Source organism: Hyphomonas sp. (assembly GCF_018402285.1).
In the GTDB taxonomy this organism is placed as follows: domain Bacteria; phylum Pseudomonadota; class Alphaproteobacteria; order Caulobacterales; family Hyphomonadaceae; genus Hyphomonas.
Genome location: NZ_JAGYJH010000003.1, coordinates 157,623 through 180,015, shown reverse-complemented (window position 1 = coordinate 180,015; position 22,393 = coordinate 157,623). Strand labels below are relative to the sequence as shown.

27 protein-coding genes are annotated in these 22,393 nt (G+C 62.2%); 11 read left to right on the top strand and 16 right to left on the bottom strand.

The window, feature by feature from the left end; genetic code table 11:
- Positions 1 to 21 precede the first annotated feature (21 nt).
- The 10 genes from KG722_RS03315 to hemE form a co-directional block, all read right to left on the bottom strand.
- On the bottom strand, positions 22 to 906 hold the full coding sequence (locus KG722_RS03315) for a ParB/RepB/Spo0J family partition protein (protein WP_366910214.1): 885 nt from the start codon (positions 904 to 906) through the stop codon (positions 22 to 24).
- Positions 907 to 986: 80 nt separating this feature from the next.
- Complete coding sequence (locus tag KG722_RS03310; RefSeq protein WP_213269434.1) at positions 987 to 1,793, bottom strand: ParA family protein; 807 nt, start codon at positions 1,791 to 1,793, stop codon at positions 987 to 989.
- Entirely contained in the window at positions 1,786 to 2,409 is a 624-nt protein-coding gene (gene rsmG, locus KG722_RS03305) for a 16S rRNA (guanine(527)-N(7))-methyltransferase RsmG (protein WP_213269432.1), read from the bottom strand. Before rsmG ends, KG722_RS03310 begins: the two co-directional genes overlap by 8 nt.
- A gap of 3 nt (positions 2,410 to 2,412) precedes the next feature.
- The gene (gene mnmG, locus KG722_RS03300) at positions 2,413 to 4,278 is read right to left on the bottom strand and encodes a tRNA uridine-5-carboxymethylaminomethyl(34) synthesis enzyme MnmG (protein ID WP_213269430.1); all 1,866 of its coding nucleotides are present in this window, start codon (positions 4,276 to 4,278) and stop codon (positions 2,413 to 2,415) included.
- A gap of 64 nt (positions 4,279 to 4,342) precedes the next feature.
- Positions 4,343 to 5,668, bottom strand: coding sequence for a tRNA uridine-5-carboxymethylaminomethyl(34) synthesis GTPase MnmE (gene mnmE / locus KG722_RS03295; RefSeq protein WP_213269428.1), 1,326 nt, complete (start codon positions 5,666 to 5,668; stop codon positions 4,343 to 4,345).
- A gap of 12 nt (positions 5,669 to 5,680) precedes the next feature.
- Positions 5,681 to 6,970 (bottom strand): transcription termination factor Rho, encoded by a 1,290-nt coding sequence (gene rho / locus KG722_RS03290; RefSeq protein ID WP_366909982.1) that lies wholly within the window; start codon positions 6,968 to 6,970, stop codon positions 5,681 to 5,683.
- 142 nt (positions 6,971 to 7,112) lie between these two features.
- Entirely contained in the window at positions 7,113 to 7,256 is a 144-nt protein-coding gene (locus tag KG722_RS03285) for a CopD family protein (RefSeq protein WP_300998361.1), read from the bottom strand.
- Positions 7,211 to 7,555, bottom strand: a complete 345-nt coding sequence (locus KG722_RS03280) for a CopD family protein (protein ID WP_213269423.1) — start codon at positions 7,553 to 7,555, stop codon at positions 7,211 to 7,213. Before KG722_RS03280 ends, KG722_RS03285 begins: the two co-directional genes overlap by 46 nt.
- 13 nt (positions 7,556 to 7,568) lie before the next feature.
- A complete protein-coding gene (gene hemH / locus KG722_RS03275) occupies positions 7,569 to 8,642 on the bottom strand; it encodes a ferrochelatase (protein WP_213269421.1) in 1,074 nt (357 codons plus the stop codon).
- 15 nt (positions 8,643 to 8,657) lie between these two features.
- Entirely contained in the window at positions 8,658 to 9,692 is a 1,035-nt protein-coding gene (gene hemE / locus KG722_RS03270; RefSeq protein WP_213269419.1) for a uroporphyrinogen decarboxylase, read from the bottom strand.
- 342 nt (positions 9,693 to 10,034) lie between these two features.
- Between hemE and KG722_RS03265 the strand changes: the two genes are divergently transcribed.
- From KG722_RS03265 to dnaQ, 5 genes are read left to right on the top strand one after another with little or no spacing between them, the layout of a single operon-like run.
- Positions 10,035 to 10,877: a pyruvate, phosphate dikinase/phosphoenolpyruvate synthase regulator gene (locus tag KG722_RS03265; RefSeq protein ID WP_213269417.1), complete on the top strand. Its 843-nt coding sequence runs from the start codon at positions 10,035 to 10,037 to the stop codon at positions 10,875 to 10,877.
- Positions 10,874 to 11,470 carry a Maf family protein gene (locus tag KG722_RS03260; RefSeq protein WP_213269415.1) on the top strand — a complete coding sequence of 199 codons (597 nt, stop codon included), beginning with the start codon at positions 10,874 to 10,876 and terminating at the stop codon, positions 11,468 to 11,470. The genes KG722_RS03265 and KG722_RS03260 overlap by 4 nt, the downstream gene beginning before the upstream one ends.
- The gene (gene aroE, locus KG722_RS03255; protein ID WP_213269413.1) at positions 11,467 to 12,279 is read left to right on the top strand and encodes a shikimate dehydrogenase; all 813 of its coding nucleotides are present in this window, start codon (positions 11,467 to 11,469) and stop codon (positions 12,277 to 12,279) included. Before KG722_RS03260 ends, aroE begins: the two co-directional genes overlap by 4 nt.
- Positions 12,276 to 12,884, top strand: a complete 609-nt coding sequence (gene coaE / locus KG722_RS03250) for a dephospho-CoA kinase (RefSeq protein WP_213269411.1) — start codon at positions 12,276 to 12,278, stop codon at positions 12,882 to 12,884. Before aroE ends, coaE begins: the two co-directional genes overlap by 4 nt.
- Positions 12,881 to 13,579, top strand: a complete 699-nt coding sequence (gene dnaQ, locus KG722_RS03245) for a DNA polymerase III subunit epsilon (RefSeq protein ID WP_213269409.1) — start codon at positions 12,881 to 12,883, stop codon at positions 13,577 to 13,579. Before coaE ends, dnaQ begins: the two co-directional genes overlap by 4 nt.
- Before the next feature lie 7 nt (positions 13,580 to 13,586).
- Here dnaQ and secB read toward each other — a convergent pair whose 3' ends face one another.
- A complete protein-coding gene (gene secB / locus KG722_RS03240; RefSeq protein WP_213269407.1) occupies positions 13,587 to 14,087 on the bottom strand; it encodes a protein-export chaperone SecB in 501 nt (166 codons plus the stop codon).
- A 135-nt stretch (positions 14,088 to 14,222) separates the two neighbouring features.
- On the opposite strand from secB, the gene KG722_RS03235 reads away from it, so the two are divergent.
- Genes KG722_RS03235 through KG722_RS03225 form a run of 3 tightly spaced genes read left to right on the top strand, consistent with a single transcriptional unit; the run spans position 14,223 to position 16,650 of the window.
- A complete protein-coding gene (locus KG722_RS03235) occupies positions 14,223 to 14,837 on the top strand; it encodes a Tim44/TimA family putative adaptor protein (RefSeq protein ID WP_213269405.1) in 615 nt (204 codons plus the stop codon).
- A 51-nt stretch (positions 14,838 to 14,888) separates the two neighbouring features.
- A complete protein-coding gene (locus tag KG722_RS03230; protein ID WP_213269403.1) occupies positions 14,889 to 16,115 on the top strand; it encodes an MltA domain-containing protein in 1,227 nt (408 codons plus the stop codon).
- Positions 16,116 to 16,119: 4 nt separating this feature from the next.
- On the top strand, positions 16,120 to 16,650 hold the full coding sequence (locus tag KG722_RS03225) for a Smr/MutS family protein (protein WP_213269401.1): 531 nt from the start codon (positions 16,120 to 16,122) through the stop codon (positions 16,648 to 16,650).
- Between the two features lie 55 nt (positions 16,651 to 16,705).
- Here the strand turns inward: KG722_RS03225 and KG722_RS03220 are convergent, their stop codons facing one another.
- Both KG722_RS03220 and KG722_RS03215 read right to left on the bottom strand, forming a co-directional pair.
- Positions 16,706 to 17,377 (bottom strand): cell cycle transcriptional regulator TrcR, encoded by a 672-nt coding sequence (locus KG722_RS03220; RefSeq protein ID WP_213269400.1) that lies wholly within the window; start codon positions 17,375 to 17,377, stop codon positions 16,706 to 16,708.
- Positions 17,378 to 17,515: 138 nt separating this feature from the next.
- Positions 17,516 to 18,490, bottom strand: a complete 975-nt coding sequence (locus KG722_RS03215; RefSeq protein ID WP_213269398.1) for a zinc-binding dehydrogenase — start codon at positions 18,488 to 18,490, stop codon at positions 17,516 to 17,518.
- A gap of 106 nt (positions 18,491 to 18,596) precedes the next feature.
- On the opposite strand from KG722_RS03215, the gene KG722_RS03210 reads away from it, so the two are divergent.
- Positions 18,597 to 18,782 (top strand): DUF1192 domain-containing protein, encoded by a 186-nt coding sequence (locus KG722_RS03210; RefSeq protein WP_213269396.1) that lies wholly within the window; start codon positions 18,597 to 18,599, stop codon positions 18,780 to 18,782.
- A 68-nt stretch (positions 18,783 to 18,850) separates the two neighbouring features.
- On the top strand, positions 18,851 to 19,393 hold the full coding sequence (locus KG722_RS03205; protein WP_213269394.1) for a DUF1465 family protein: 543 nt from the start codon (positions 18,851 to 18,853) through the stop codon (positions 19,391 to 19,393).
- A 14-nt stretch (positions 19,394 to 19,407) separates the two neighbouring features.
- On the opposite strand, the gene KG722_RS03200 is transcribed toward KG722_RS03205, so the two are convergent.
- Complete coding sequence (locus tag KG722_RS03200; protein ID WP_213269393.1) at positions 19,408 to 20,259, bottom strand: hypothetical protein; 852 nt, start codon at positions 20,257 to 20,259, stop codon at positions 19,408 to 19,410.
- A gap of 25 nt (positions 20,260 to 20,284) precedes the next feature.
- Positions 20,285 to 20,893, bottom strand: a complete 609-nt coding sequence (locus KG722_RS03195; protein ID WP_213269392.1) for a TetR/AcrR family transcriptional regulator — start codon at positions 20,891 to 20,893, stop codon at positions 20,285 to 20,287.
- A gap of 154 nt (positions 20,894 to 21,047) precedes the next feature.
- Here KG722_RS03195 and KG722_RS03190 point away from each other — a divergent pair, with 154 nt between their 5' ends.
- Positions 21,048 to 21,671 (top strand): carbonic anhydrase, encoded by a 624-nt coding sequence (locus KG722_RS03190; protein ID WP_213269391.1) that lies wholly within the window; start codon positions 21,048 to 21,050, stop codon positions 21,669 to 21,671.
- Between the two features lie 78 nt (positions 21,672 to 21,749).
- Here KG722_RS03190 and ppa read toward each other — a convergent pair whose 3' ends face one another.
- Positions 21,750 to 22,289, bottom strand: coding sequence for an inorganic diphosphatase (gene ppa / locus KG722_RS03185; RefSeq protein WP_213269390.1), 540 nt, complete (start codon positions 22,287 to 22,289; stop codon positions 21,750 to 21,752).
- Positions 22,290 to 22,393: the final 104 nt, after the last annotated feature.

Here is a 22,393-nt window from a genome sequence, read left to right as displayed (position 1 = left end):
TTCAGAAAGCCCGCCTGGACGCTACTCCGCCGTACGGCGCTTAGCGGTCAGGCGGCGGCAAACTTCGTCGAGCTGTTCGAGGTCGCGGTACTTGATCCGGATCTCGCCGCCGTTCCGTCCATGACGGATATCAACATCCAGCCCGAGCGTGCGGCTGATGTCGGCCTCGAGCGCTTCGGTGTTGATGTCCTTCACTGGCGGGACAAAGCTGTCCATCGACTTCGTTTCGATCGGCGCGTTGCTGCGCGCGTCGCGGGCACGGGCCTCAACCTCGCGGACGCTGAGACCCTTATCCACTGCCAGCTCGATGAGGGCTTCTGGATCGGGAGCGCCCAGCGCGGCCCGGGCGTGGCCGGCACTGATCCGGCCTTCGCGGACATGAGTGCGCGCGCTCTCCGGAAGCTGGAGCAGGCGGAGCGTGTTTGTAATATGGGCGCGGCTCTTGCCGACGCTGGAAGCGAGGCTTTCCTGGGTCCGGCCGAAACGCTTCATCAGCGCGTCATAGGCCTCGGCCTCCTCGATCGGGTTGAGATCGGAGCGCTGGACGTTCTCGATGATGCCGATCTCCAGGAGTTCGAGCTCATCGACGTTGCGGACAACCGCCGGAATGGACGAGAGCCCTGCCATACGAGCCGCGCGCCAGCGGCGTTCCCCCGCGATGATCTGGTACTTGCCCTCTTCCTTTGGATCGGGACGGACAAGGATCGCCTGAAGGACGCCCTTTGCTTTGAGCGAGTCGGCAAGCTCGCGCAGGTTTTCCTCGGTGAAGGTGCGCCGCGGCTGGGCCGGATTGCGGCGGATCAGGTCGAGCGCGATCTCGCTCGTCCCCTGGCCTGGTGCGGCCGGTGGCGCAGCGGCGCCTGCCTCGACCTGGGCTGCAGGCTGCGCAGCCGGGCGGACATTCATCGCCTCGACTTCACCGATGAGCGCAGAGAGCCCCCGGCCTAGGCGGCTGGGGCGCCCACGATTGTCTTCTGCCGGATCACTCATGCCGCCCTCGCCTTCTCCCGCTGCAGGACTTCGGAGGCGAGGCGGATATAGGCTTCGCTGCCCGGGCAACGGTAATCATAGAGGAGCGCCGGCTTGCCGAAGGACGGCGCCTCGGATAGGCGGACATTGCGCGGAATGACGGTGTTGTAGACCTTTGTTCCGAAGAAGGCGCGCACTTCATTGGCGACCTGATCGGAGAGGCTGTTGCGGCGGTCATACATAGTGAGAACGACGCCCTGGATCTCGAGCGTCGGGTTGAGACCGGAGCGGACGACTTCAACAGTGCGCAAAAGCTGAGAGAGACCCTCGAGGGCAAGGAACTCGCACTGCAGCGGTACAAGCAAAGCGTCAGCTGCCGTCATTGCGTTGAGCGTCAAAGCCGACAAGGATGGCGGGCAATCGATCAGGACATAGTCATACTTGACGAGTCCGCCCTGCTCGACCCGGTCGATGTAGGAATGAAGTGCTTCCTTGAGCCGGTAGGACCGGTGGGCATCCCCAGCGAGCTCGGTTTCGACGCCTGACAGGTTTTCATCGCCCGGCACGATGTCGAGGCGCGGAACGATGGTGGACAGCACCGCCTCTTCGAGCGCCACCCGGTCCACGACCAGATCGTAGGAGGTCATGAGACGGTCGGCACGTGAAATGCCAAGGCCGGTGGACGCGTTTCCCTGAGCGTCGAAGTCGACGATGAGAACGCGGCGGCCGACGGCGGCGAGGGCTGTTCCGAGGTTGATCGAGGTCGTGGTCTTTCCGACCCCACCCTTTTGGTTCACCACGGCAAAAATTCTGGGCCTAGTCATGACGACGAGACACCTCCCTGACAATCAAGATGACGCCTGACCCACCAGAGCGACTTTGAATCGCTTCATAAGCGAAATTCCATCTTTGCCTAGCCGCAGTCAATTCCTCTTTCCAGCGTTCGCCTTTCGGGAAGACGCCAACCGCACCTTTCCGAAGCCAGGGCGCAGCATAATCAAGGAGTTCCGGCATGGGCGCAAATGCGCGCGCCGTGACGAATTCCGCAGAAATCAGTGGCGCTGCTTCGACGCGGCCCTGATGCACGGATGCGGGCAGACCGGCAGCGTCTATGGCCGCGCGCAGGAAGGCGCACTTCTTTCCAACGCTTTCGACCATGGTCACGTGACCCGATGGGCGCGCCGCAGCGATGATGAGTCCTGGAAAGCCGGCGCCGGATCCGAGATCAACGACGCGGGCGGTTTGAGCAATATGATCGAGAAGCTGCCATGAGTCGCCGACATGCCGGGTCCAAATCTGCGGCCATTCTTTCGGACCAATGAGATTGCTCTTCTGGCGCCAGACATCGAGTGTGGCGATCACCTGGCCGAGGCGGTCCAATGTTTCACGTGAAACATCGTTGGCGGCCAGGAAGGCCGCGCGGTCGTCTTGCCCTGTCATCTGCTACCCTGCTTTGCGGACGCGGCGGACATGCCCGAGTAGCGCCGTCAGTGCCCCTGGTGTGACGCCTTCGATCCGGGCGGCCTGACCAAGTGTGCCCGGCCGGACCGCTTTGAGTTTCTGGCGGACCTCATTGGAGAGGCCGCCGATGAGATCGAAATCCAGATCTGCGGGGATGCTGAGCGCTTCATCCCGGCGAAGCGCGGCGACGTCGTCGGCCTGGCGATCAAGATAGGCCGAGTAAAGCGCTTCGATCTCGATCTGTGAAGCAATGTCGGCCGGCAGGTCGGAAAGCTCCGGCCAGACTGCGGTCAGATGGGCAAAGGTGATCTCCTTGTAAGAGAGATACTCCCAGGCCGAGCGGACCCGGCCATCCTGATTGACGGACCAACCATTCTTCACGGCAGCGGCCGGACTGAGATTGAGCGATTTGAGACGTGTACGGGCCGATTCCAGAGCCCGATGTTTCACGTGAAACATTCCGGCCCGCCTTTCACCCACAACGCCCGCCTCTATTCCGCGCTGAGTGAGCCGCTGATCCGCATTGTCCGCGCGCAGGGCGAGACGGTACTCAGCGCGCGAAGTGAACATCCGATAGGGTTCAGTCACGCCGCGCGTGACAAGGTCGTCGATCAGAACGCCGATATAGGCTTCAGCGCGATCGAAGATGACGGGCTCGTTTCCGGCAGCGGCGCGCGCCGCATTGAGACCCGCCATGAGGCCTTGGGCACCGGCTTCTTCATATCCGGTCGTGCCGTTGATCTGGCCGGCCAGGTAAAGGCCCGGCAAGAGTTTGACTTCCAGAGCGGGGCTGAGCGCACGCGGATCGACATAATCGTATTCGATGGCATAGGCATGCTGAAGGATGGCCACGTCCTCAAGACCGGGGATCGTTCTGATAAATGTCTCCTGGACGTCTTCGGGGAGCGAGGTGGAGATGCCGTTCGGATAGACAGTGTTATCGTCCAGGCCCTCGGGCTCCAGGAAGACCTGATGCCGGTCGCGGTCTCCGAAGCGGTTCACCTTGTCCTCGATGGAAGGACAATAGCGTGGCCCACGCCCGGAGATGGCGCCTGAATAAACCGCCGACTCGCTCATATGAGCTTCGATGATCGAGTGGGTTTCAGGCGTGGTCCAGGTGATGCCGCATTGGACCTGGGGCACCGTGATCTCCGAACTGAGGAAGGAGAACGGGATCGGCAGATCATCAGCCGGCTGCATCTCGAGCCGGTCCCAATGGATGGTCCGGCCATCGAGGCGGGCGGGCGTGCCGGTCTTCAAACGGCCCATCGGGAGTCCGATGGAGTAGAGCCGGTCGGAAAGGCCAATGGCTGGCGCTTCGCCAATCCGGCCGGCAGGGAGGCGTTTGGCGCCAATATGGATTTCGCCCTTCAGGAAGGTACCCGTCGTGATCACGACCTTGGCCGCGCCATAGCGCTGGCCGGTGAGCCCGATGACACCCTCAATTGCGCCGCCCTCGACGATGAGGTCTTCGGCGCCGTCTTCGATGATCGTGAGGTTGGGATAGTCGGCCAGCTCGGCCTGCATCGCTTCGCGGTAGAGTTTGCGATCGATCTGAGCGCGGGGGCCCCAGACGGCAGGACCCTTGGACCGGTTCAGCATCCGGAACTGGATGCCCGCCTTGTCGGCGAGACGCCCCATGACTCCATCAAGTGCGTCGATCTCGCGGACAAGGTGACCCTTGCCGAGACCACCGATTGCGGGGTTGCAGCTCATCTCGCCGATAGTCGAGCGCTTGTGGGTGATGAGCGCTGTGCGCGCGCCAAAGCGGGCAGAGGCGGCAGCCGCTTCACAGCCGGCATGGCCGCCGCCAATGACAATAACGTCGAAATCCGGGAAGTCCGGCATTAACCAACCCTTAAGCGCAGCTAGAGGCGGGTATATAACGCCGGAGGGCGCCAAACCCTAGGGGTCATTTTCCGATGCAGAAGCGGGAAAAGACCGCGCCGAGCACGTCCTCGACATCGATCTTGCCGATCACCGAGGAGAGCTGGCGAAGGGCCATGCGGATGTCTTCGGCGGCGAGTTCGGCGCCGGCATCATCAGCAAGAGCCACCCTCGCGGCGGTTAGGCTCATGAGGCCGGCGGCGAGTTTCTCTCGGTGGCGAGCACGCGTGATGACAGGAGCTTCGACAGAAGCGGCGCGGCCGGAGACAAAGCGCGCGATCCAGGATTCAAGCGTGTCTATGCCTTCGCCGGTCGCCGCCGAAACCTGCAGCGCGCCATCGGGCGCAAGGACCGCCGGGCACGCGTCGGCCTTGTTGAAGACGACGATGTCCTGGGATTCGACCGGCCCCGGGGTAGGGGAGGGGGCTGCGCCATCGATGACGTGGATGCGTAGATCGGCTTCGGCGGCAGCGCGCCGCGCGCGGCGGACCCCTTCGGCTTCGACTACATCTTCGGTTTCGCGCAGCCCTGCCGTATCAGCAATCCACACGACCTGGCCGCCGAGGATAACGCGGACCTCGACAATGTCGCGCGTGGTCCCGGCAATATCAGTTACGATGGCGGCTTCGCGGCGGGCGAGCCGGTTTAGGATGGAGGACTTGCCGGCATTCGGCGGGCCGACAATAGCGATGCGGAAACCATCCCGGATCCGCTCGCCCACACCCCGGTCCCCGATCGCGGCTTCGATCTCTGCAATTACCTTGTCCAGCAGCTCAAGGATTGGGCGAAGGGTGTCGAGCGGAACATCGCCTTCATCCGGAAAGTCGATCATGACTTCGACGAGAGCGAGCGCGCCGGTCAGTGCATCGCGCCAGCCATCATAAATTTCGGTGAGGCCGCCACCGAGCTGGCGAAGAGCCTGGGCCTTCTGGGCGCCGGTTTCGGCTTCGATAATATCGGCTACGCCTTCGGCTTCTGTGAGATCGAGTTTGTCGTTCTCGAATGCCCGGCGGGTGAATTCTCCCGGTTCGGCGAGGCGCACGCCGGGAGTGGAGGTAAGCGCGCGGAGAGCATGGTCTATGACCGCCGGCCCACCATGCAGGTAAAGCTCCAGAGTGTCTTCGCCGGTATAGGACTGCGGGGCCTTGGCGTAGAGCGCGAGGCCCTGGTCGATCAGCGTGCCAGTTGCGTCATATACATATGTAAGAGAGGTGCGCCTCGGTTCCGGCAAACCGCACGCCAGCATCCAGGCTGCGATCCCGGAGACACCGGGACCGGAAATCCGAAGGACGGCAATGGCCGAAGGCGGCGAGCCGGAAGCCAGAGCGCAGATTGTGTCGCGCGCGGCCATCTGGTCCTGCCTCTAGTTTTTCATCGCTTCGAAGAATTCGTCGTTGGTCTTCGTTTGCTTTAGCTTGTCGAGCAGGAAGTCCACGGCATCGTTGGCGCCCATAGGGCCCAAGATGCGGCGAAGGATGTAGATTTTCGACAGCTGGTCCTGGGGCGTGATGAGTTCCTCTTTCCGCGTGCCCGACTTCATGATGTCGATCGCCGGGAAGGTACGCTTGTCGGCAATCTTCCGGTCGAGAACGACCTCGGAGTTACCCGTGCCTTTGAACTCTTCGAAGATCACTTCGTCCATGCGGCTGCCGGTATCGATCAGCGCGGTGGCAACAATTGTGAGTGAGCCCCCATTTTCAACGTTGCGCGCGGCGCCAAAGAAGCGCTTCGGGCGCTGCAGCGCGTTGGCGTCCACACCGCCGGTCAAAACCTTGCCGGAGGAGGGGACGGTCGTATTGTAGGCACGGCCCAGACGCGTGATCGAGTCGAGCAAGATGACGACATCGCGCTTGTGCTCGACAAGGCGCTTCGCCTTTTCGATGACCATCTCGGCAACCTGGACGTGGCGTGTTGCCGGCTCGTCAAAGGTTGAGGCAACCACCTCGCCCTTCACGGTGCGGCGCATGTCCGTCACTTCTTCAGGGCGCTCGTCGATCAGCAGGACGATGAGATAGCATTCGGGATGATTCTCTTCTATCGCGGCGGCGATGTTCTGCATCAGAACCGTTTTACCCGTCCGTGGCGGCGCGACGATCAGGGCGCGCTGGCCCTTGCCGATCGGGGAGACGATGTCGATGACCCGGCCGGAGCGGTCTTTCTTGGTCGGATCGCGGCTCTCCATCTTGAGACGCTGTTCCGGATAGAGGGGGGTGAGGTTGTCGAAGTGGACCTTCTTGTTGGCCTTCTCCGGTTCCTCGAAATTGATACGGCTCACATCGGTGAGGGCAAAATAACGCTCGCTGTCCTGGGGGGCGACAATCGGGCCTTCGACAGTGTCCCCGGTGCGGATGTTGGCTTTCTTCAGCACTTCGGGGCTGACATATATGTCGTCCGGGCCAGGCAGGTAGTTGGATTCCGGCGAACGCAGGAAGCCGAACCCGTCTGTGAGAACTTCCAGAACTCCCTGGCCGGTGATCTCGACTTCGCTGTCGGCGAGCTCCTTGAGGATCGCGAACAGCATGTCTTGCGTCCGCATCGAGGAAGCATTTTCGACCTCAAGTTCTTCGGCATAGGCCAGAAGTTCCTCAGGCGACTTCGCCTTGAGTTCGCGCAGAGTCACGCTGGTAAGGTTGTCGAGCATCGTGGAAGCCATTCGGGCAGTATCCGGACTTTAGAAGTCAAAAGGGGAGGGGCCGGGCGAAAAAACATCGCGGCGCCAAAGGACTTGGCGAACCAGCAAGAGGGTTATCTGTCAGAAACGGGCCGCGCGTCAAGCGATTGTGGCGGGGCGCGTGTCAGAAAGGCCGAATGATCACGAGGATGACGATGCCAATCATCAGGAGGAACGGAACCTCGTTCAGCATCCGAAGTGTCTTCGCCTGAACCGTTCCAGTCACGCGGTCGACCTTGTTGCCGAGTCCGATGAAGTATCCGTGCAGCCCTGAAAGGACGAGGACCAGAAGAAGTTTCGCGTGAAACCATCCTTCCAGATAAAGCTGCCCCCACGCTGCCAGTCATCATAGACCATGCCCAAGCCAAAGAGCCAAACCAGGACCAGGCTGGGATTGAGGATGATCATCCGGAGCTGGCCGGATGATTTCTTCATGGTTTCAAACAGGGGCTCGCCCGGCTGGCTCGAAAGCTGGTGGATCTTGTAGCGCGGGAAAACGAGCAGGCCTGCCATTAGCGCGACCACGAATATGATATGACCGGCCTTCAGCCAGTTGTAGATATCCACTGGTGCGCTCCCATCAGCCGGCGGTTTCCGTAATACGCAGGCCGGCTTTCTGTTTCAATTCTGCATGCGGACAGCCGCTCCAGCCTGACGGGCAGAGACGACCGCCGGCGCAGGACCGGATCGCTTCTTTCATGCCAAGCGCCTGAAGGACTTCCCCAGCGAGCGTCCCGATAAAACCAGGATGAACGCCAAGCGCTTCCACGCGGGTGTAGCTCGCTGCGCCGTGCTTTTCGGCGACCAGCCGGTATTCTTCGCCCAGTTCCACCAGCGTCTCGATATGCTCGGAGACAAAAGCAATCGGCGCGATCAGGATGTTGCGGCCCTGTTCGGAAATCCGGGCGATTTCTTCTTCGGTAGGAGGGCCGATCCATTTCAGCGGGCCCACACGGGACTGGTAACAGACCCCTACTTCCCAGTCGGCAGGAACGCGCCCGGCGATCATTTCCGCCATGGCCTCGCACTGCCATTGATAGGGATCGCCCGCCTTGACGACACTTTCCGGCAACCCGTGCGCGGAGAGGAGGAGGTTGACTTTGTCAGGCCGGCCCGCCCGCTCCCAGGCTTCCATGATGCGGTCGACATGGGCAGAAACGAAACTCTCTTCAAACGGATAACAGCAGATCGTGCGATAGTTTCCCTTGAAAGCCTTCTTCCAGGCGGTGAGGGAAGACCCGGTCGTCGTGGTCGAGAATTGCGGGTAGAGCGGCAGCAGGATCACTTCGTTCGCGCCCCATTTCTCCACTTCGGTAGCGGCCTCTTCTGTGAAGGGGTGCCAGTAGCGCATTCCAATGAAGCAGCGCACTTCATCACCTGGGAGGAGCCGCCCCAGTTCGGCCTGAAGCGCATCGGCCTGTTTGCGAGTTTCCGGGAGGAGGGGAGACCCGCCGCCAGCATCCATCAGAGCATAGTTTTGCTTCACCATCGGGGCACGCTGGGAAGAAATTAACCGGGCAATCAACCAACGCACCGGCAACGGTGCCCGGATGATGGCAGGATCGCGGAATAGATTTTTTAGAAACGGCTGAACGTCATCTCCAGTATCAGGACCCCCAAGATTGAACAGCACAACAGCGATCCGGCGGCCCATTTCGGCTCTCACTTTCTATTCGTTTCTGATCAGGTCGAGCACACGTTCGACATGCGCGATGGGGGTTTCGGGGCGAACTCCATGACCGAGATTGAAGATATGGGGGCGACCGTTGTATGCGTCCAGCAATTGGCGGACGCGTGCGTCAAGTCGCCCACCCCCTTCGATAAGAAGCAGGGGATCAAGATGACCCTGCACTGGAAAGCCTGCCGGGAGTTCGCCGTTGATGAAGGTCGGGGAGACGGCCGTATCAAGGCCAACAGCGGTAACGCCTGTCTCGCGGACATATTCGGGCAGCATAACACCTGCGCCGCGCGGGAAGCCGATGATTGGAACCGTAATCGCCATCTCCCGCAGCCGGGCCACGAGCTTTTTCGTCGGGGCGATCACGACCTCGCGGAAGATGTTGTCGGGCAAGCCCTCTGCCCAGCTGTCAAAGAGCATCAGCGCGTCAGCGCCGGCATCTACCTGACGGGCGAGGTATTCGGCTGTTGCCTCGATCACCAGATCCATGACAGCGGCCAGATCATCCGGCCGGCCATGGGCCCAGCGCCAGGCGGCGGACTTGTCGGTCTTTCCCCGGCCTTCGATCGCATAAAGACTGACGGTCCAGGGCGAGCCGGCAAAACCGATCAGCGCGGTAGAAGGGGGCAGGGCAGCCTTCACCCGCGACACTGTCTCGTAAACAGGTGACAGGCGGTCTGCCGCCTTCTGGGGGGTAACCCGAGCAAGATCGAGAGGGGTTTCAATCTGCTCGACCAGCGGACCTTCACCCTTCTCGAAAGCCACTTTCAGACCCATCGCGTCCAGGATGAGCAGAATGTCGGCAAAGAGGATGGCCCCGTCCATTCCATAACGGCGGATGGGCTGGAGGGTGGCTTCGCTCGCTAGAGAGGGAGTGTAACAGAAATCCAGGAAGTCCTTCGCCCGCGCTCTTGTCTCCAGATATTCTGGAAGATGCCGCCCAGCCTGGCGCATCATCCACACCGGTGGCGGCTTCACAGCCTCACCTGACAGTACAGCCAGCAGTTTCTTAACGGACGTTGCCACGCAGCCCCCTTCCCGATCTAACTCAAATGCCCGTCAGGGCGCTTATGATTATAACCCCGAGGGATTCGAGGATAACCTGTCTGTTAACGGGTTATCCCGGCAAATCCACAGGCAAGTCACAGATTGACCCGCGACCCTATGACGTTTCAAACCCGAAATGAGTCAATGGTTAACAGGGTATAAATGACCGTGTGGGAGTCACAGAGGAGAACGCAGGGTGACTCTCCCGAGGTGAGAATCCTGCAATTGTGAGTCGCCTGTGAATCCCTGTGTGTGATTTGGAATTCCACAAGCGAGTCACACCCCTTGTGAAATCGGTTTCAGACCGGCAAGACAGCTATCGTGACCCAGCCTCAACGCCCCAGTATCTATTTCAATGTGCATCTCGTTTCCGACAGTACGGGCGAGACGCTGAACGCCATCCAGCGCGCTGCCTGTGCCCAGTTCGAGAATGTGCAGCCCCTTGAGCACAATTACTACCTTGTCCGGTCCGAACGGCAACTCGAGCGCGTGATGCGCGAGATCGAGGCGGCTCCCGGCGTTGTCTGGTTCACGATTTCAGATGCAGCCCTCCGCTCCCGGCTTGAAGCCTTCTGCCGTGAGCGGAGTATTCCGATGCTGCCGGTGCTTGACCCCTCGATCGCCATGCTGAGCCGCCATCTGGGCGTTGCGGCCAATAACCGGGTTGCCGGTCAGCATGCCCTAGACGAGGACTATTTCGAGCGGATGGAAGCGATCAACTTTACCCTCGCCCATGATGACGGCCAGAATGTGGAAAGCCTGATTGGCGCGGACGTCATCCTTCTAGGTGTCAGCCGAACCTCCAAAACGCCGACTTGCGTCTATCTTGCCAACCGCAAGGTGAGGGCAGGAAACATCCCGCTGGTTCCCGGTGTGCCGCTTCCCGAATTCATGGAAAAGATTGGCGAGAAGGGACCCCTCGTTGTCGGCCTCAAGATTTCTGCCGAACGACTCGTGCAGATCCGCCGCCAGCGGCTCATCTCGCTGAACCAGGACGAGGTCACAGACTACGCCGATGAGGAAGCAGTTCGCGACGAGATCACCCAGGCCAACCGCCTGTTCCAGCGCAATGGCTGGAAGACGATCGATGTCTCGCGCCGCTCTGTGGAAGAAACTGCGGCTGGCATTCTCAACTTGCTGCATGAGCGCTGGGGGCATTCTTGAGCCTCGCCGTTACGCTTGCCTCCACCAGCAAGAGCCGTCGCGCCATTTTGGCCGCTGCAGGTGTCGTGGCGGAAAGCGCCGCGCCCAACGTGGACGAGGAAGCCTTCCGAAACTCCATGCGTGCCAACCAGCTGCCTGTGCGTGAGCAGGCGATGCAGCTGGCTGAACTTAAGGCCATGCGGATATCAGCCAAACGCCCCGGCCTGGTGATTGGCGGCGACCAGATGCTCGCGCTCGGCGACCAAGCCTTCGACAAACCCGCCGACCTTGAGGCTGCAAAGAACCATCTGCGCCAGCTATCGGGAAAATCCCACACGCTGGAAACCGCGATTGTCATCTGCGAGGATGGCGCGCCTGTTTGGCGCCATCTCGCCCGTCCGAAACTGACCATACGCCCGCTGACTGAAGAGTTCATAGACAGTTATGTCTCGGCTTGCGGCGAGGCGCTTCTCTCGACTGTGGGGGCCTACCAGCTCGAGGGTCCAGGCGCGCAGCTGTTCACGCGGATCGAGGGAGACTATTTCTCCATTCTCGGCCTGCCGCTGTTGCCGCTTCTTGACTACCTCCGTATCCGGAAAGTGCTACCTACATGACGCATCTTCTCGGCGTTGTGGGCGATCCGATTGCCCATTCGCTTTCACCCTTCATCCAAAATGGATGGCTGCGTGCCAACCACATCGACGCGGTCTATTCGGCCTTTGAGGTCAAGGCAGGCGAGCTGCCCTCCGGTCTCGACGCTCTTGGTCGTCAGGGGGTGATCGGTCTCAACATCACGCTTCCGCACAAGGAAGAGGCGCTGCAGCTCGCCACCTCTGCCAGCGAAACAGCCAAACGCCTCGGCGCGGTGAACTTCCTCGTGCGCCGGGATAATGGCTGGATTGGCGAGAACACGGACGCGCCGGGCTTTGCCATGACCCTCGACTATGGCGACATCGATGTTGCCGGGCGCGACATCTTCCTTCTCGGGGCAGGGGGCTCGGCCCGCGCGGTTGCCTCCGTGCTTGCCCAACGCGGCGCCCAGTTGACCATTTGCAACCGGACAGTCGCCCGCGCCGAAGCGCTGGCGCGCGACCTTGCGCCCGGCGCGCGGGTGCTCGGATTGAAAGAGGCGATGCAGCATCTTTCCTCGGCGGCAGTTGCCGTCAACACGCTGAGCCTTGGCCATTCAGGCGGAAACCTGGAGCTGCCCCAAACGGTGGGCGGCATATTCTATGACATCAGCTATGGCCGGGGCGCAGCGGCCGCCCTGGCCGAAGCTCGCAGCAAGGGCTGGCGCGTTCTGGACGGGCTCGGCATGCTTGTGGCCCAGGCCGCCATCAGCTTCGAGCATTGGTTCGGCGTCCTGCCGGACATGGCCGAAGCCCATGCACGATGCCGCAAGCTCGTGGAGGCAACCTCATGATCATCCTGGGGCTCACTGGATCCATCGGTATGGGCAAATCTGCCACGGCGAGCCTCTTCCGCGATGCAGGCGTGCCGGTCTATGACGCGGACGCAGCGGTGCACGCCCTTTACGCTGAAGGTGGCGCTGCCGTTGCCCCGTTGGAAGAAGCCTTTCCCGGCGTCAGCCTTCAGGGCGCTATCGACCGACAGAAACTGCGCACCCGGGTGCTGGGTGATCCAGACGCCATGAAACGCCTGGAAGGCATCGTCCACCCGCTCGCCGGGGAGGCCCAACTCGACTTCCGCCGCCGCGCAAAGGAGGAGGGCGCGCCCTTCGCCGTGCTGGACATCCCGCTGCTGTTCGAAACCGGCGGCAACCGGCATTGCACCTATACGCTTGTCGTCTCCGCGCCGCCCGATATCCAGAAGGCCCGTGTGCTCGCCCGCCCGGGCATGACGCAGGACGTCTTTGAATCGATCCTTGCCCGCCAGATGCCGGACGCCGAAAAACGCGCCCGCGCTGATTTTATCCTGTCGACAGCCCATGGTTTCGACTTTGCACGCGACCATGTCCGCGCCATCATCTCGTTGATGAACCGAATCGCTTCAGGAGAGGCCGTATGAGCGAGCGCGTGCGTGAAATCGCATTCGATACCGAAACGACGGGCCTCAGCCCGAATGAAGGCGACCGGATCATCGAGATAGGCGCCGTGGAGATGATCAATCACATTCCGACCGGCAAGACATTCCGTCGCCTGATCAATCCCGGCATGCCCGTTTCCGAAGCGACGATCCGGATTACCGGCATCACCGACGCCGATCTGCGCGACAAGCCTTCGTTTGATAATCCGGTCATCGTCGATGCGTTCCTGGACTTTCTCGGAGACGCGACCCTTGTGGCCCACAATGCCAGCTTTGATCGCGGCTTCCTCAACATGGAACTAAAGCGCTGCGGGCGCGACATCATCCCGGAGGACCGCTGGATCGACACCGTACAGATCGCGCGCAAGCGTTATCCCGGGGCGCCCGCCAGCCTCGACGCGCTCTGCAAGCGGTTTGATATTTCTTTGGAAAGCCGCTCCTTCCACGGCGCGCTGCTCGACAGCCAGTTGCTGGCGAGCGTCTATCTCGAGCTGCTCGGCGGGCGGGCCCGCGCGTTCAGTTTCGAGCCAAACTTTGGCGGGGAAGGCTACGAGCGGCCCATGGCGCTGCAGCGGCCGGAGCCGCTGCCGTCGCTGGTGACCGAAGCAGAGCGCGCCGCCCACGCTGCGTTTGTCGAAAAGCTTGGGCCTGACGCGCTCTGGAAATCTTCACTCTAGGACGCGATCAGCTCGCAGGGCCGTTTCCGTTCTGGGCCCGCTCTGCAGCGCGCCGGTATTGGGACTGATAGAGCGCGACAAAATCTACCGGATCGATGAGCAGCGGCGGGAAACCGCCTTCACGCGTGATTTCGGCGATGATGCGCCGCGCAAACGGGAAGAGAAGGCGCGGGCATTCGATCAGAAGCATCGCCTCGACCTGGTTTTCCGGAACGTTCTGCAGCTGGAACAGGCCAGCATAGTCGAGTTCGGAGATGAACAGGACGGTCTCGCCTGCAGACGCCTTGGCCGAAAGCTTGAGGGATACCTCGAACATCCCGTTGCCATCGGCATGCGGCGCAGCGCCCACGTCAATCCCCAGATCGATGTTGGGCTGGGTCTGAACCGGCGGATGGCCCGGATTTTCGAAGGAAAGGTCCTTCACGTACTGGCCGAGCACCCGAAGGCTCGGCGGATTGGCGGGCTGCTGACCGGGCGTGGGGTTCCCGGGGGCGGTCGTATCTGTCATTATCCACCTCTAAGTTAGGGTCACGCGCCTAGCATGCAGCCCTGCCAGGTGCAACGCATGGGCTGGCAACCGGGCAGTGTTGGCACTATGTCTGCCCAAGACACTTTTCTCCGACTGAAGGATTTCGCCGCCAACATGTCCAATCCGCTGATTGAAGTCCTAATCCTTGCGGCTGTTGCCCTGTTCGTCCTGTGGCGTCTTTACTCTGCCCTTGGCCGGGGAGGGGATGATGGCCCGATGCAGCGTCCCGCGCCGGCCCCGGACAAGCGCGCGCCTCAGTCTGAGGCGCCGACCCCGATGCCACGCCGTGTGGACAACGAGCGCCCGGTCTTCACCGGCCCGGCGGCGGGTGGCCTGGAAGACATCTACAATGCCGATCAGACTTTCCGCACCGAAGAGTTCATGCGCGGTGCCAAGGCTGCTTATCAGATGATCGTGGCCGCTTATGCGCGCGGCGACCGCACGGCGCTGCGCCCACTGCTGGATGATGACGTCTACGAAGCCTGGGACGCAGCCATTGCCGAGCGCGACACCACAGGCGCACGTCCTTTTGAGTTGCTGCGCATCAAGAAGGCGGAAATCGACCGCGCCGAACTCGACGGCAGCATGGCCCGGGTCATGGTTCGCTATGAGGCCGAGCTTGGCGATGGCGAGACGACCCGGCTCGCCCGCGAAATCTGGACCTTCATGCGCGACGTTTCCTCCAGCGACCCCAACTGGCTGCTGGATGATGTGGATGCCGCTGGCTGACACATCTCTCAGGTGACAGCTCGAGAGGTTTCGCGGCATAACAACGGGGCCATGATCCGCTTTGCCACGCTTCTTTTTTCCGCCGCGCTGCTGGCTGCCTGCCAGTCGTCCCCTCCGCCTGCTGCCCTGCCGCCAGCCGGGCATGGGGAAATCCCCGGGCTGACAACGCCGCCGCCTGCATCCACCCCCGCAAGCTACCGCGACCTTCCCGGTTGGCAGTCCGCGCCGCTTGCCGCGTCCCTGGAAGCTTTCCGCCGGACTTGCGACCGCTTTGGCCGCCGCGCCTGGGATGCTCCGCTCTCGCGCAGTGCCGCCTGGGCGGGCACGGCTGAAGACTGGTCCCCGGCCTGCGCGTCCCTGTCCGCGCCCCTCGATGAGGCCGCCGCACGGCGCGTGTTTGAATCCCTGTTCGTCCCGGTGGAGATAATCGATCCGGCCGGAAAGCCGCGCTTCACCGGCTATTTCGAGCCAATGTATGAGGCGCGCCGCGCCCCGGAGCCGGGCTTTACCGAGCCCGTGATGGCAATCCCGTCCGACTTTGTCGCCAATGGCGACGCGCCGCTCCAGCGCCTGCCGGATGGCACGACGCGGCCCTATCCGGCGCGCGCCGAAATAACTGCCCGGGGCGGGCAGGCGATCGCCTGGGCCCATCCTTCGGACGTGTTCTTCCTCCAGGTTCAGGGATCAGGCCGCTTGACCTTTCCCGATGGCACGACCTTGCGCGCTGCCTATGGCGCGCACAACGGCCAGCCCTTCAAATCCGTCGCCAACTGGCTGATCGAGACTGGCCGCATCACCCGCGCCGAAGGCTCGATGCAGGGCATCCGCGCTTGGATGGACCGTGCATCTGCGGAGGAAGTGCGCCAGGCGATGAACATCAATCCACGCTTCGTGTTCTTCCAGTCCCTGCCCGAAGGCGATGCAAGCCTTGGTCCGAAAGGCGCGCACAATGTACCGCTCACCACCTTGGGCTCGATGGCGGTGGACCCTGCCTTCCACGCGTTGGGTGTACCGATGTTCGTGCAGACGACAGCGCCCGGTCTTGGCGGGTCCTGGTCAGGCCTGCTAATAGCGCAGGACACGGGCGGGGCGATCAAGGGCCCGGTGCGCGGAGACATCTATTTCGGCACGGGCTTTGATGCCGGCCAGCGCGCGGGCACCATGAATGCGCCCGGCCGTCTCTGGGTGCTGCTGCCGCGCAAGGTAGCCGAGCGGCTCTACCGCGATCTGGGCGCAGGCCTCGTTGCAGAGACGCGCCAGGCGCCGGGCGCCGGCTGAGCCGGTGAGAGGCCGCCGGCTCAGCGAGGAAGAAACGCGCGCCTGGGCCCGCGTCGCGGCAACCGTGAAACGGATCGGTCCGCAGGAGGCATCACTCCTGGATTTTCAGGCCGCTCTGGAAGCGGGCGAGCCCGAACTGCGAAATGAGAAGCCGGCGAAGAAATCCCCTCCGCTTGCACAGACGCCCCCTCCTCCGGCGCCAAAGCAGCCTTTTCCGCCGGCCGATCGTGGCCGCGAAAAGCGCGTCCGGCGTGGCAAGCTCGATATCGCCGCCACCTTCGATCTGCACGGCCATACGCAAGTCAGCGCGGCGCGGGCGTTGCCCGCCTTCCTGATGGCACAGCAGGCAGACGGCGCGCGCTGTATTCTCGTAATTACCGGCAAGGGCCGGGAAGGGCAGGGTGTCCTGCGCCGCAACTTCCTGATCTGGCTGGAAGACCCTCAGGCCCGCGCGCTCATCTCCGGCTATGCCGAGTCCCACCCCAAGCATGGCGGTAGCGGCGCGTTCTATGTCTTCCTCAGGCGGAAGGAATGAAAAAAGCCGGGCCATGAAAAGCCCGGCTTTTTCGATCTGGCCGGAAGGCAGAAGATTAATCGAAGTCGCGGAACACGTCGGCGGCGGAAACGTCCTTCCGGCGGACGTCCTCTTCCTCAACCTTGTACTCTTCTGCCGTGTCCTTGGTCTCGGTAAGGCCCGGGCCTTCGCCGCGGGCGGCGCGTTCGGCGTCCATCTTGCGGCGGCGGTCGGAGGCTTTGGAGATCACCTCGTCCAGCTCGATCTGGCTGCAGAGACCAAGCGTCACCGGGTCGACCGGGCGGATGTTCTGCGAATTCCAGTGCGACTTGTCGCGAACATTGTTAATCGTTGTTTTCGTGGTGCCGATCAGTTTTATGATCTGCGCGTCGGTAACTTCCGGGTGGTTACGGATGAACCAGGCAACAGCGTCGGGCTTGTCCTGACGGCGGATGACCGGCGTGTAGCGGCTGCCCTTGCGCTTGGGCTGCGGAATGTGGGCGATTTTCGATTTCGCCAGCTGCAGCTCGTAATCGGGGTTTTCCTCGCCCTTGGCGATTTCTTCCCGCGACAGCATGCCCCCGGCAATCGGGTCGACGCCGCGCATGTTCTCGGCAACGTCGCCATCGGCGATGCCCTTCACCTCGAGATGGTGCAGGCCGCAGAACTTCGCGATCTGCGCGAAGGTCAGCGTTGTGTTGTCGAGGAGCCAGACGGCGGTGGCGCGGGGCATCAGGACATCGGCCATGGAAGTCTCCTGTATCTTTCCAAACTGGGGGCCTGAAATGCATCCGCCCGGCACGCGAGTGCCGGGCGGATGAGGTTTCAGGCAAACTGTGAACCTTGGAGCGCTCTATAGGCCAATTGAGCCCCCATGGGAAGCAGTTCAGAGCGTGAGCAGGATTTTCCCCGAATGGCCGCCCTTTTCCATATGCGCGAGGGCGGCTTCGGCCTCTGCCAGGGGATAGGTGGTTTCCAGCACGGCGCGGATCTTTCCGCTGGCCACATGCGGCCAGAAATCCTTCTCCACGGCGGCCCGGATGCGCGATTTCTCCGGCACCGGCCGCGCCCGCAGGGTCGTTGCCATCAGGGAGAGGCGCTTCATAAGCACGAGGCCAAAATTCACTTCAGCAACCATGCCGTTCTGATAGGCAATGTTGATGATGCGCCCGTCGGCCTTGGCCGCACCGATATTCTTCTGGATGTAGTCGCTTCCCACCATGTCCAGGGTCACATCCGCGCCGCCGGCCTCCTTCACGATCTTCTCGAAATCCTGCACGTGGTAATTGATGGCAATGTCTGCGCCCAGATCCCGTGCCAGCGCGCATTTTTCTTCAGACCCGGCCGTGCCGAAAATCTTCGAGGCGCCGTACACTCTCGCCATCTGGATTGCCATCACCCCGATGCCGCTGGTGGCGCCGTGGCAGAGAAAGGCCTCCCCAGGCTTCAGGCCCGCGCGATCAAACACGTTGGCCCAGGCCGTCATCAGCGCTTCGGGAAAACAGGCCGCCGTCACAAGGCCCATGCCGTCTGGAACCGGCAGCACCGAGCCCTCATCCACCGCCACATGGCTGGCATAGCCTCCGCCTGCCAGAAGGGCGCATACCCGGTCACCTGCTCGAAAGCGCGCCGCACCGGGCCCCTCGCCCACCACTGTGCCGGATACTTCCAGCCCCAGAATGTCGGGCGCGCCCGGCGGGGGCGGGTAGCGGCCCGCACGCTGGGCGAGGTCGGCGCGGTTAAGGCCGGCGGCGGCGACTTCGATCAGGATCTCCCCTTGGCCCGGGGCAGGGCGGGGGCGCTCCACCAGGGTCAGCGGCTGGCCGGTTTCGCCATGGGCGGCGGTCATGGTTGCGGTCACGGGGGGCACTCCTTGCGCGTCTATTGATGGTCTCGGAGTCGCTTCTAGCCCGGCTTTCTGCTTTGATGAAATCAATGAGACGGAGACATGCTCGGGAGAAACACCAATGGCGCTCAATGATGAAGAGCCTGTCCTTTTCCGCAAGGCTCAGGGACTGGACCAGATGTCGGTGGACGAGCTGGAAGCGCGCATCGCGCAGCTGAAAGCCGAGATTGCCGCCTGCGAAACCGAGATCGAAAAAAAGAAAGCGCAGAAACGCGCGGCAGACGCCCTGTTTGGTGGTAACGGTTAAGCCGCGCGAAACAGCTTCCGGGTTAAACCCCTGCAAAGGAATGCCGCGAGAATACGTGGAGAGGTGTAATGGCAGAGCGCGATATGGCTTCCCCGCAGTCGCTGGAGCCTTTTACTGGCGGCAAGCTGTTCGACACCGTGTTCACCCGCGGCATGGCGCTGGTTGAGGAAACCGCTGCCTATCTCGACGGTCCCGGCCGCGATCAGTCAAAAAACCTCTCCCGCGAAGCCGGCCTCACCTATGCGGCCTGGAGCATGGAGCTCACCACGCGCCTGATGCAGGCCGCGTCCTGGCTCGTGATGCAGAAGGCTGTCCGCGACGGCGATATGCGCCGCGAAGATGCCGGCGCCCGGAAGTACCGCATCCGACGGGATGAACCCGCGCTTGACCCGGCCATGCAGGAGGGCAGGGGCCTGCCCCCGCGCTTCCTCGAACTCGTCGGGCGCGCCGAGGCCCTGTTCGAGCAGATCTGCCGCCTGGATGAGGCGCTCTATCAGCCTCCGCGCGCCGCCAGCGCCGCCAACCCTGTTTCTGAACAGATGGCGGCCCTGCAGAAAGCCGCCGAAACCGGCGCCTTCGATCCCCTGATGATCTGGCGCCGCGCGAAGTAATCGGCGCGGCTTGCTTACCAGGTGTCGCACCAGCCTACGGTCGTCATCTTCCGGCCAGCTCCGAACCCGGCATCATTCTGGAACCTGAAAGACTGGGGCATTTCCACGCTCGGATAGCGCGCTGCAACCGTGCGAAGATGATCATAGCGGTCACTCGGCCACCAACCCTTAATCGGTACCGGGCGCATTGCGTCTATAAAGTCGCGTGACGGCGTCCACATGATCCAGCGGGCCCGCACTCTGATCCGGGCTGTTGAAACATCTTCAATGCACTCCGGCACCAGTTCCCGGTAGGGCGTAGTGAGAAGTTGCGGATCGATCCCTTGCGCTTGATAGAATGCGTTTTCCATTCCGCTTTGCCGCAGCAGAACTCCGGAAACCTCCTGAGAAACCGCCAGGCCCGACCGGTCGAGGAGCTCAAGGTGAGCCGACGCCGTGTGATGAAATCCGATCAGTGTTTCGGGCTCGACGGTAATGTCATTTACACCAGACAGCAGGAACTGGGCGCAGGCAGAGAGGCACTCACCGAACAGGTGTAGCGCAATGCCTGCGTTGTCGAGGTCAGAGGCAAGGCGGATGGCTTCCTCTGAAAATCCGCCCGGCGATGAAAAATAAAGTCTCTGCGCTTCGAACTGTCGGAAAGAGGCGACGATCTTTTCTGCCGCGCCTGCCTCAAGCGGACCGCAGAAAACGGCGTCGCCTGCCTTTAACTGCAGCGTTTCGGAGTCAGCGATACACTCGCCTGAGCCAGGCAGCATGAAAGAATTGGTTAGGGGAGGAGAAACCTCGTCAACTCGTTCCGGATCACTGCAGCCCTGAAATAGAAGGAGCGCAGTCAGAAGACAGATTAGGGCCCGGCCGCGCATTTACGCGGCTCGAGGTGAGCCGCGTTCAGAACGCCGCATAAGTCCGCAGGAACGCCGTTGCCTGTTCGGCGCAGAAGCCTTCTTTGACCGGCGCGCGCGAAATCGTCAGCCGATGGAAGATCGGCCCGAGCAGCTGTTCGAGAACATCGTCCAGCTCGAAGTCACGCCGGATCACGCGCTTGCCAGCCAGTTCGGCGAGCAGCATGCGCAGCGGCTGGCGAATGTCGCGACCCACCCAGGCGCGCCATACTTCGCCGGCTTCCTTGTCATCGGCAGCCGCCAGCAAGGCGACACGCAGCACCGCGTGGCCGTGGCCGGTGCGGGCAGCCGCTTCCAGCGGAATGATCAACGCTGTGATGCGCTCCTGCGGGTCACGCCCGCCATCGGGTGCGTCGGGGATGAGGGCGAGGGCGGCATCCACGCACATCGCACCGATCGACGGCCACCAGCGATAGATCGTCTGCTTGGAGGCGCTTGCGCGCTTGGCGACAGAATCGACGCTGAAGCCGCGCCAGCCATTCTCGGCCATCTCGTCGCGGGCCGCGTCCAGGATCGCCGCTTTCGATACCTCGCTGCGCGTCGGGCCCTTGCGGGAGCGCGAAGGCGTGCTGGGGGTTTCGGTGGGCGTTGTCATGGGTGACTCTCCATCGCGCAGCACGCCTTGATTATACCGGATTCGGCCTTTAGGCGAGACTGACCGTTCCGTGTTAAGGAGAATTCGTTTCAAAATTGCTTGCACTGCAGCAGAATTTGCGCAATCCGCCCCTCCGGCAATCAGGAGGCCTGGGATGAAAACCGTTGATGATATGATCACCGGCTACCGGCGCTTCCGATCCGGTGTCTATTCCGAGCAGGCAGAGCTTTACCGCCTGTTGGGCGAGGGCCAGGACCCGGACATCATGCTGATAGGCTGCGCTGACAGCCGAGCCGAGCCGTCCGACATTTTCAATGCTGCGCCCGGACAGATGTTCGTGGTCCGCAACGTCGCCAATCTCGTGCCGCCCTACCAGCCCAATGGCGGGCTGCATGGCGTCTCAGCGGCTCTCGAATTTGCGGTCAACATCCTCAAGGTGAAGATCATCGTCGTGATGGGTCATGGCGGGTGCGGCGGCATAACCGCTTCGCTGACCAAGAATGACAGCCCGCTGATCGGCGAGTTCGTGGCCCCTTGGGTGAAGCTGCTGGACGACGCCCGCGAGCGCGTTCTTGCCACTCAGCAGGTCAACCCGCAATTTGCCCTCGAGCTGGAGGGTATCGAAACCTCCATCGCCAACCTCATGAGCTTCCCTTTCGTGCGGGAAAAGGTCGAGTCTGGAACGCTGGAGATCCACGGCGCCTGGTTTGCGATCAAGCATGGCGAGCTGCACTGGCGGAACCCGCGCTCCCAGCTCTTCGAGATTGTCGCGCCCTGAACGAATAAGGCCCGGAAGGGATCACCTTCCGGGCCATCTCGGATCATAACTGGCCAAATCCGGCAAAACGGGGCCAGTTCAGCCCTTCAGGTTTGCCTGCTCGCGCGCCACGGCTTCGCGGATCAGCTCGCGGGCCTTTTCGACGCCCTGCCAGCCATCGATACGGGTCCACTTGCCTTTTTCCAGATCCTTGTAGTGTTCGAAGAAGTGCTGAATCTTGTCGCACAAGGTCTGCGGCAGGTCGTGATAGGTCGATATCTTGTCGTAATAGCCCGTCAGTTTCGGGTGGGGCACCGCAAGGATCTTCTCGTCCTGGCCCTTATCGTCGGTCATCATCAGCACGCCGACTGGGCGCGCACGCACCACAGAGCCCGGCACCAGCGGGCGGTTACCTACCACCATCACGTCAACAGGGTCGCCGTCGAGGCTAAGCGTGTGGGGCACAAACCCGTAATTACAGGGATAGCGCATCTCGGTGTAGAGAAAGCGGTCCACGAACATCGCACCGGAGGCCTTGTCGATCTCGTACTTAATCGCGTCGCCGCCCAGCGGAACCTCAATCAGCACGTTGATGTCGTCAGGCGGATTCTGGCCGGCGGAGATTTTGGAAAGGTCCATGAGGCGCTCGCGTCCTTCGCTGTGGGAGGGCAGGAAAGTTCGGCGCTCCGATGAACTGCCCGGGGCTTCAGGTCAAGGGCCGCTTCGTTAATCGGGTCTACGGC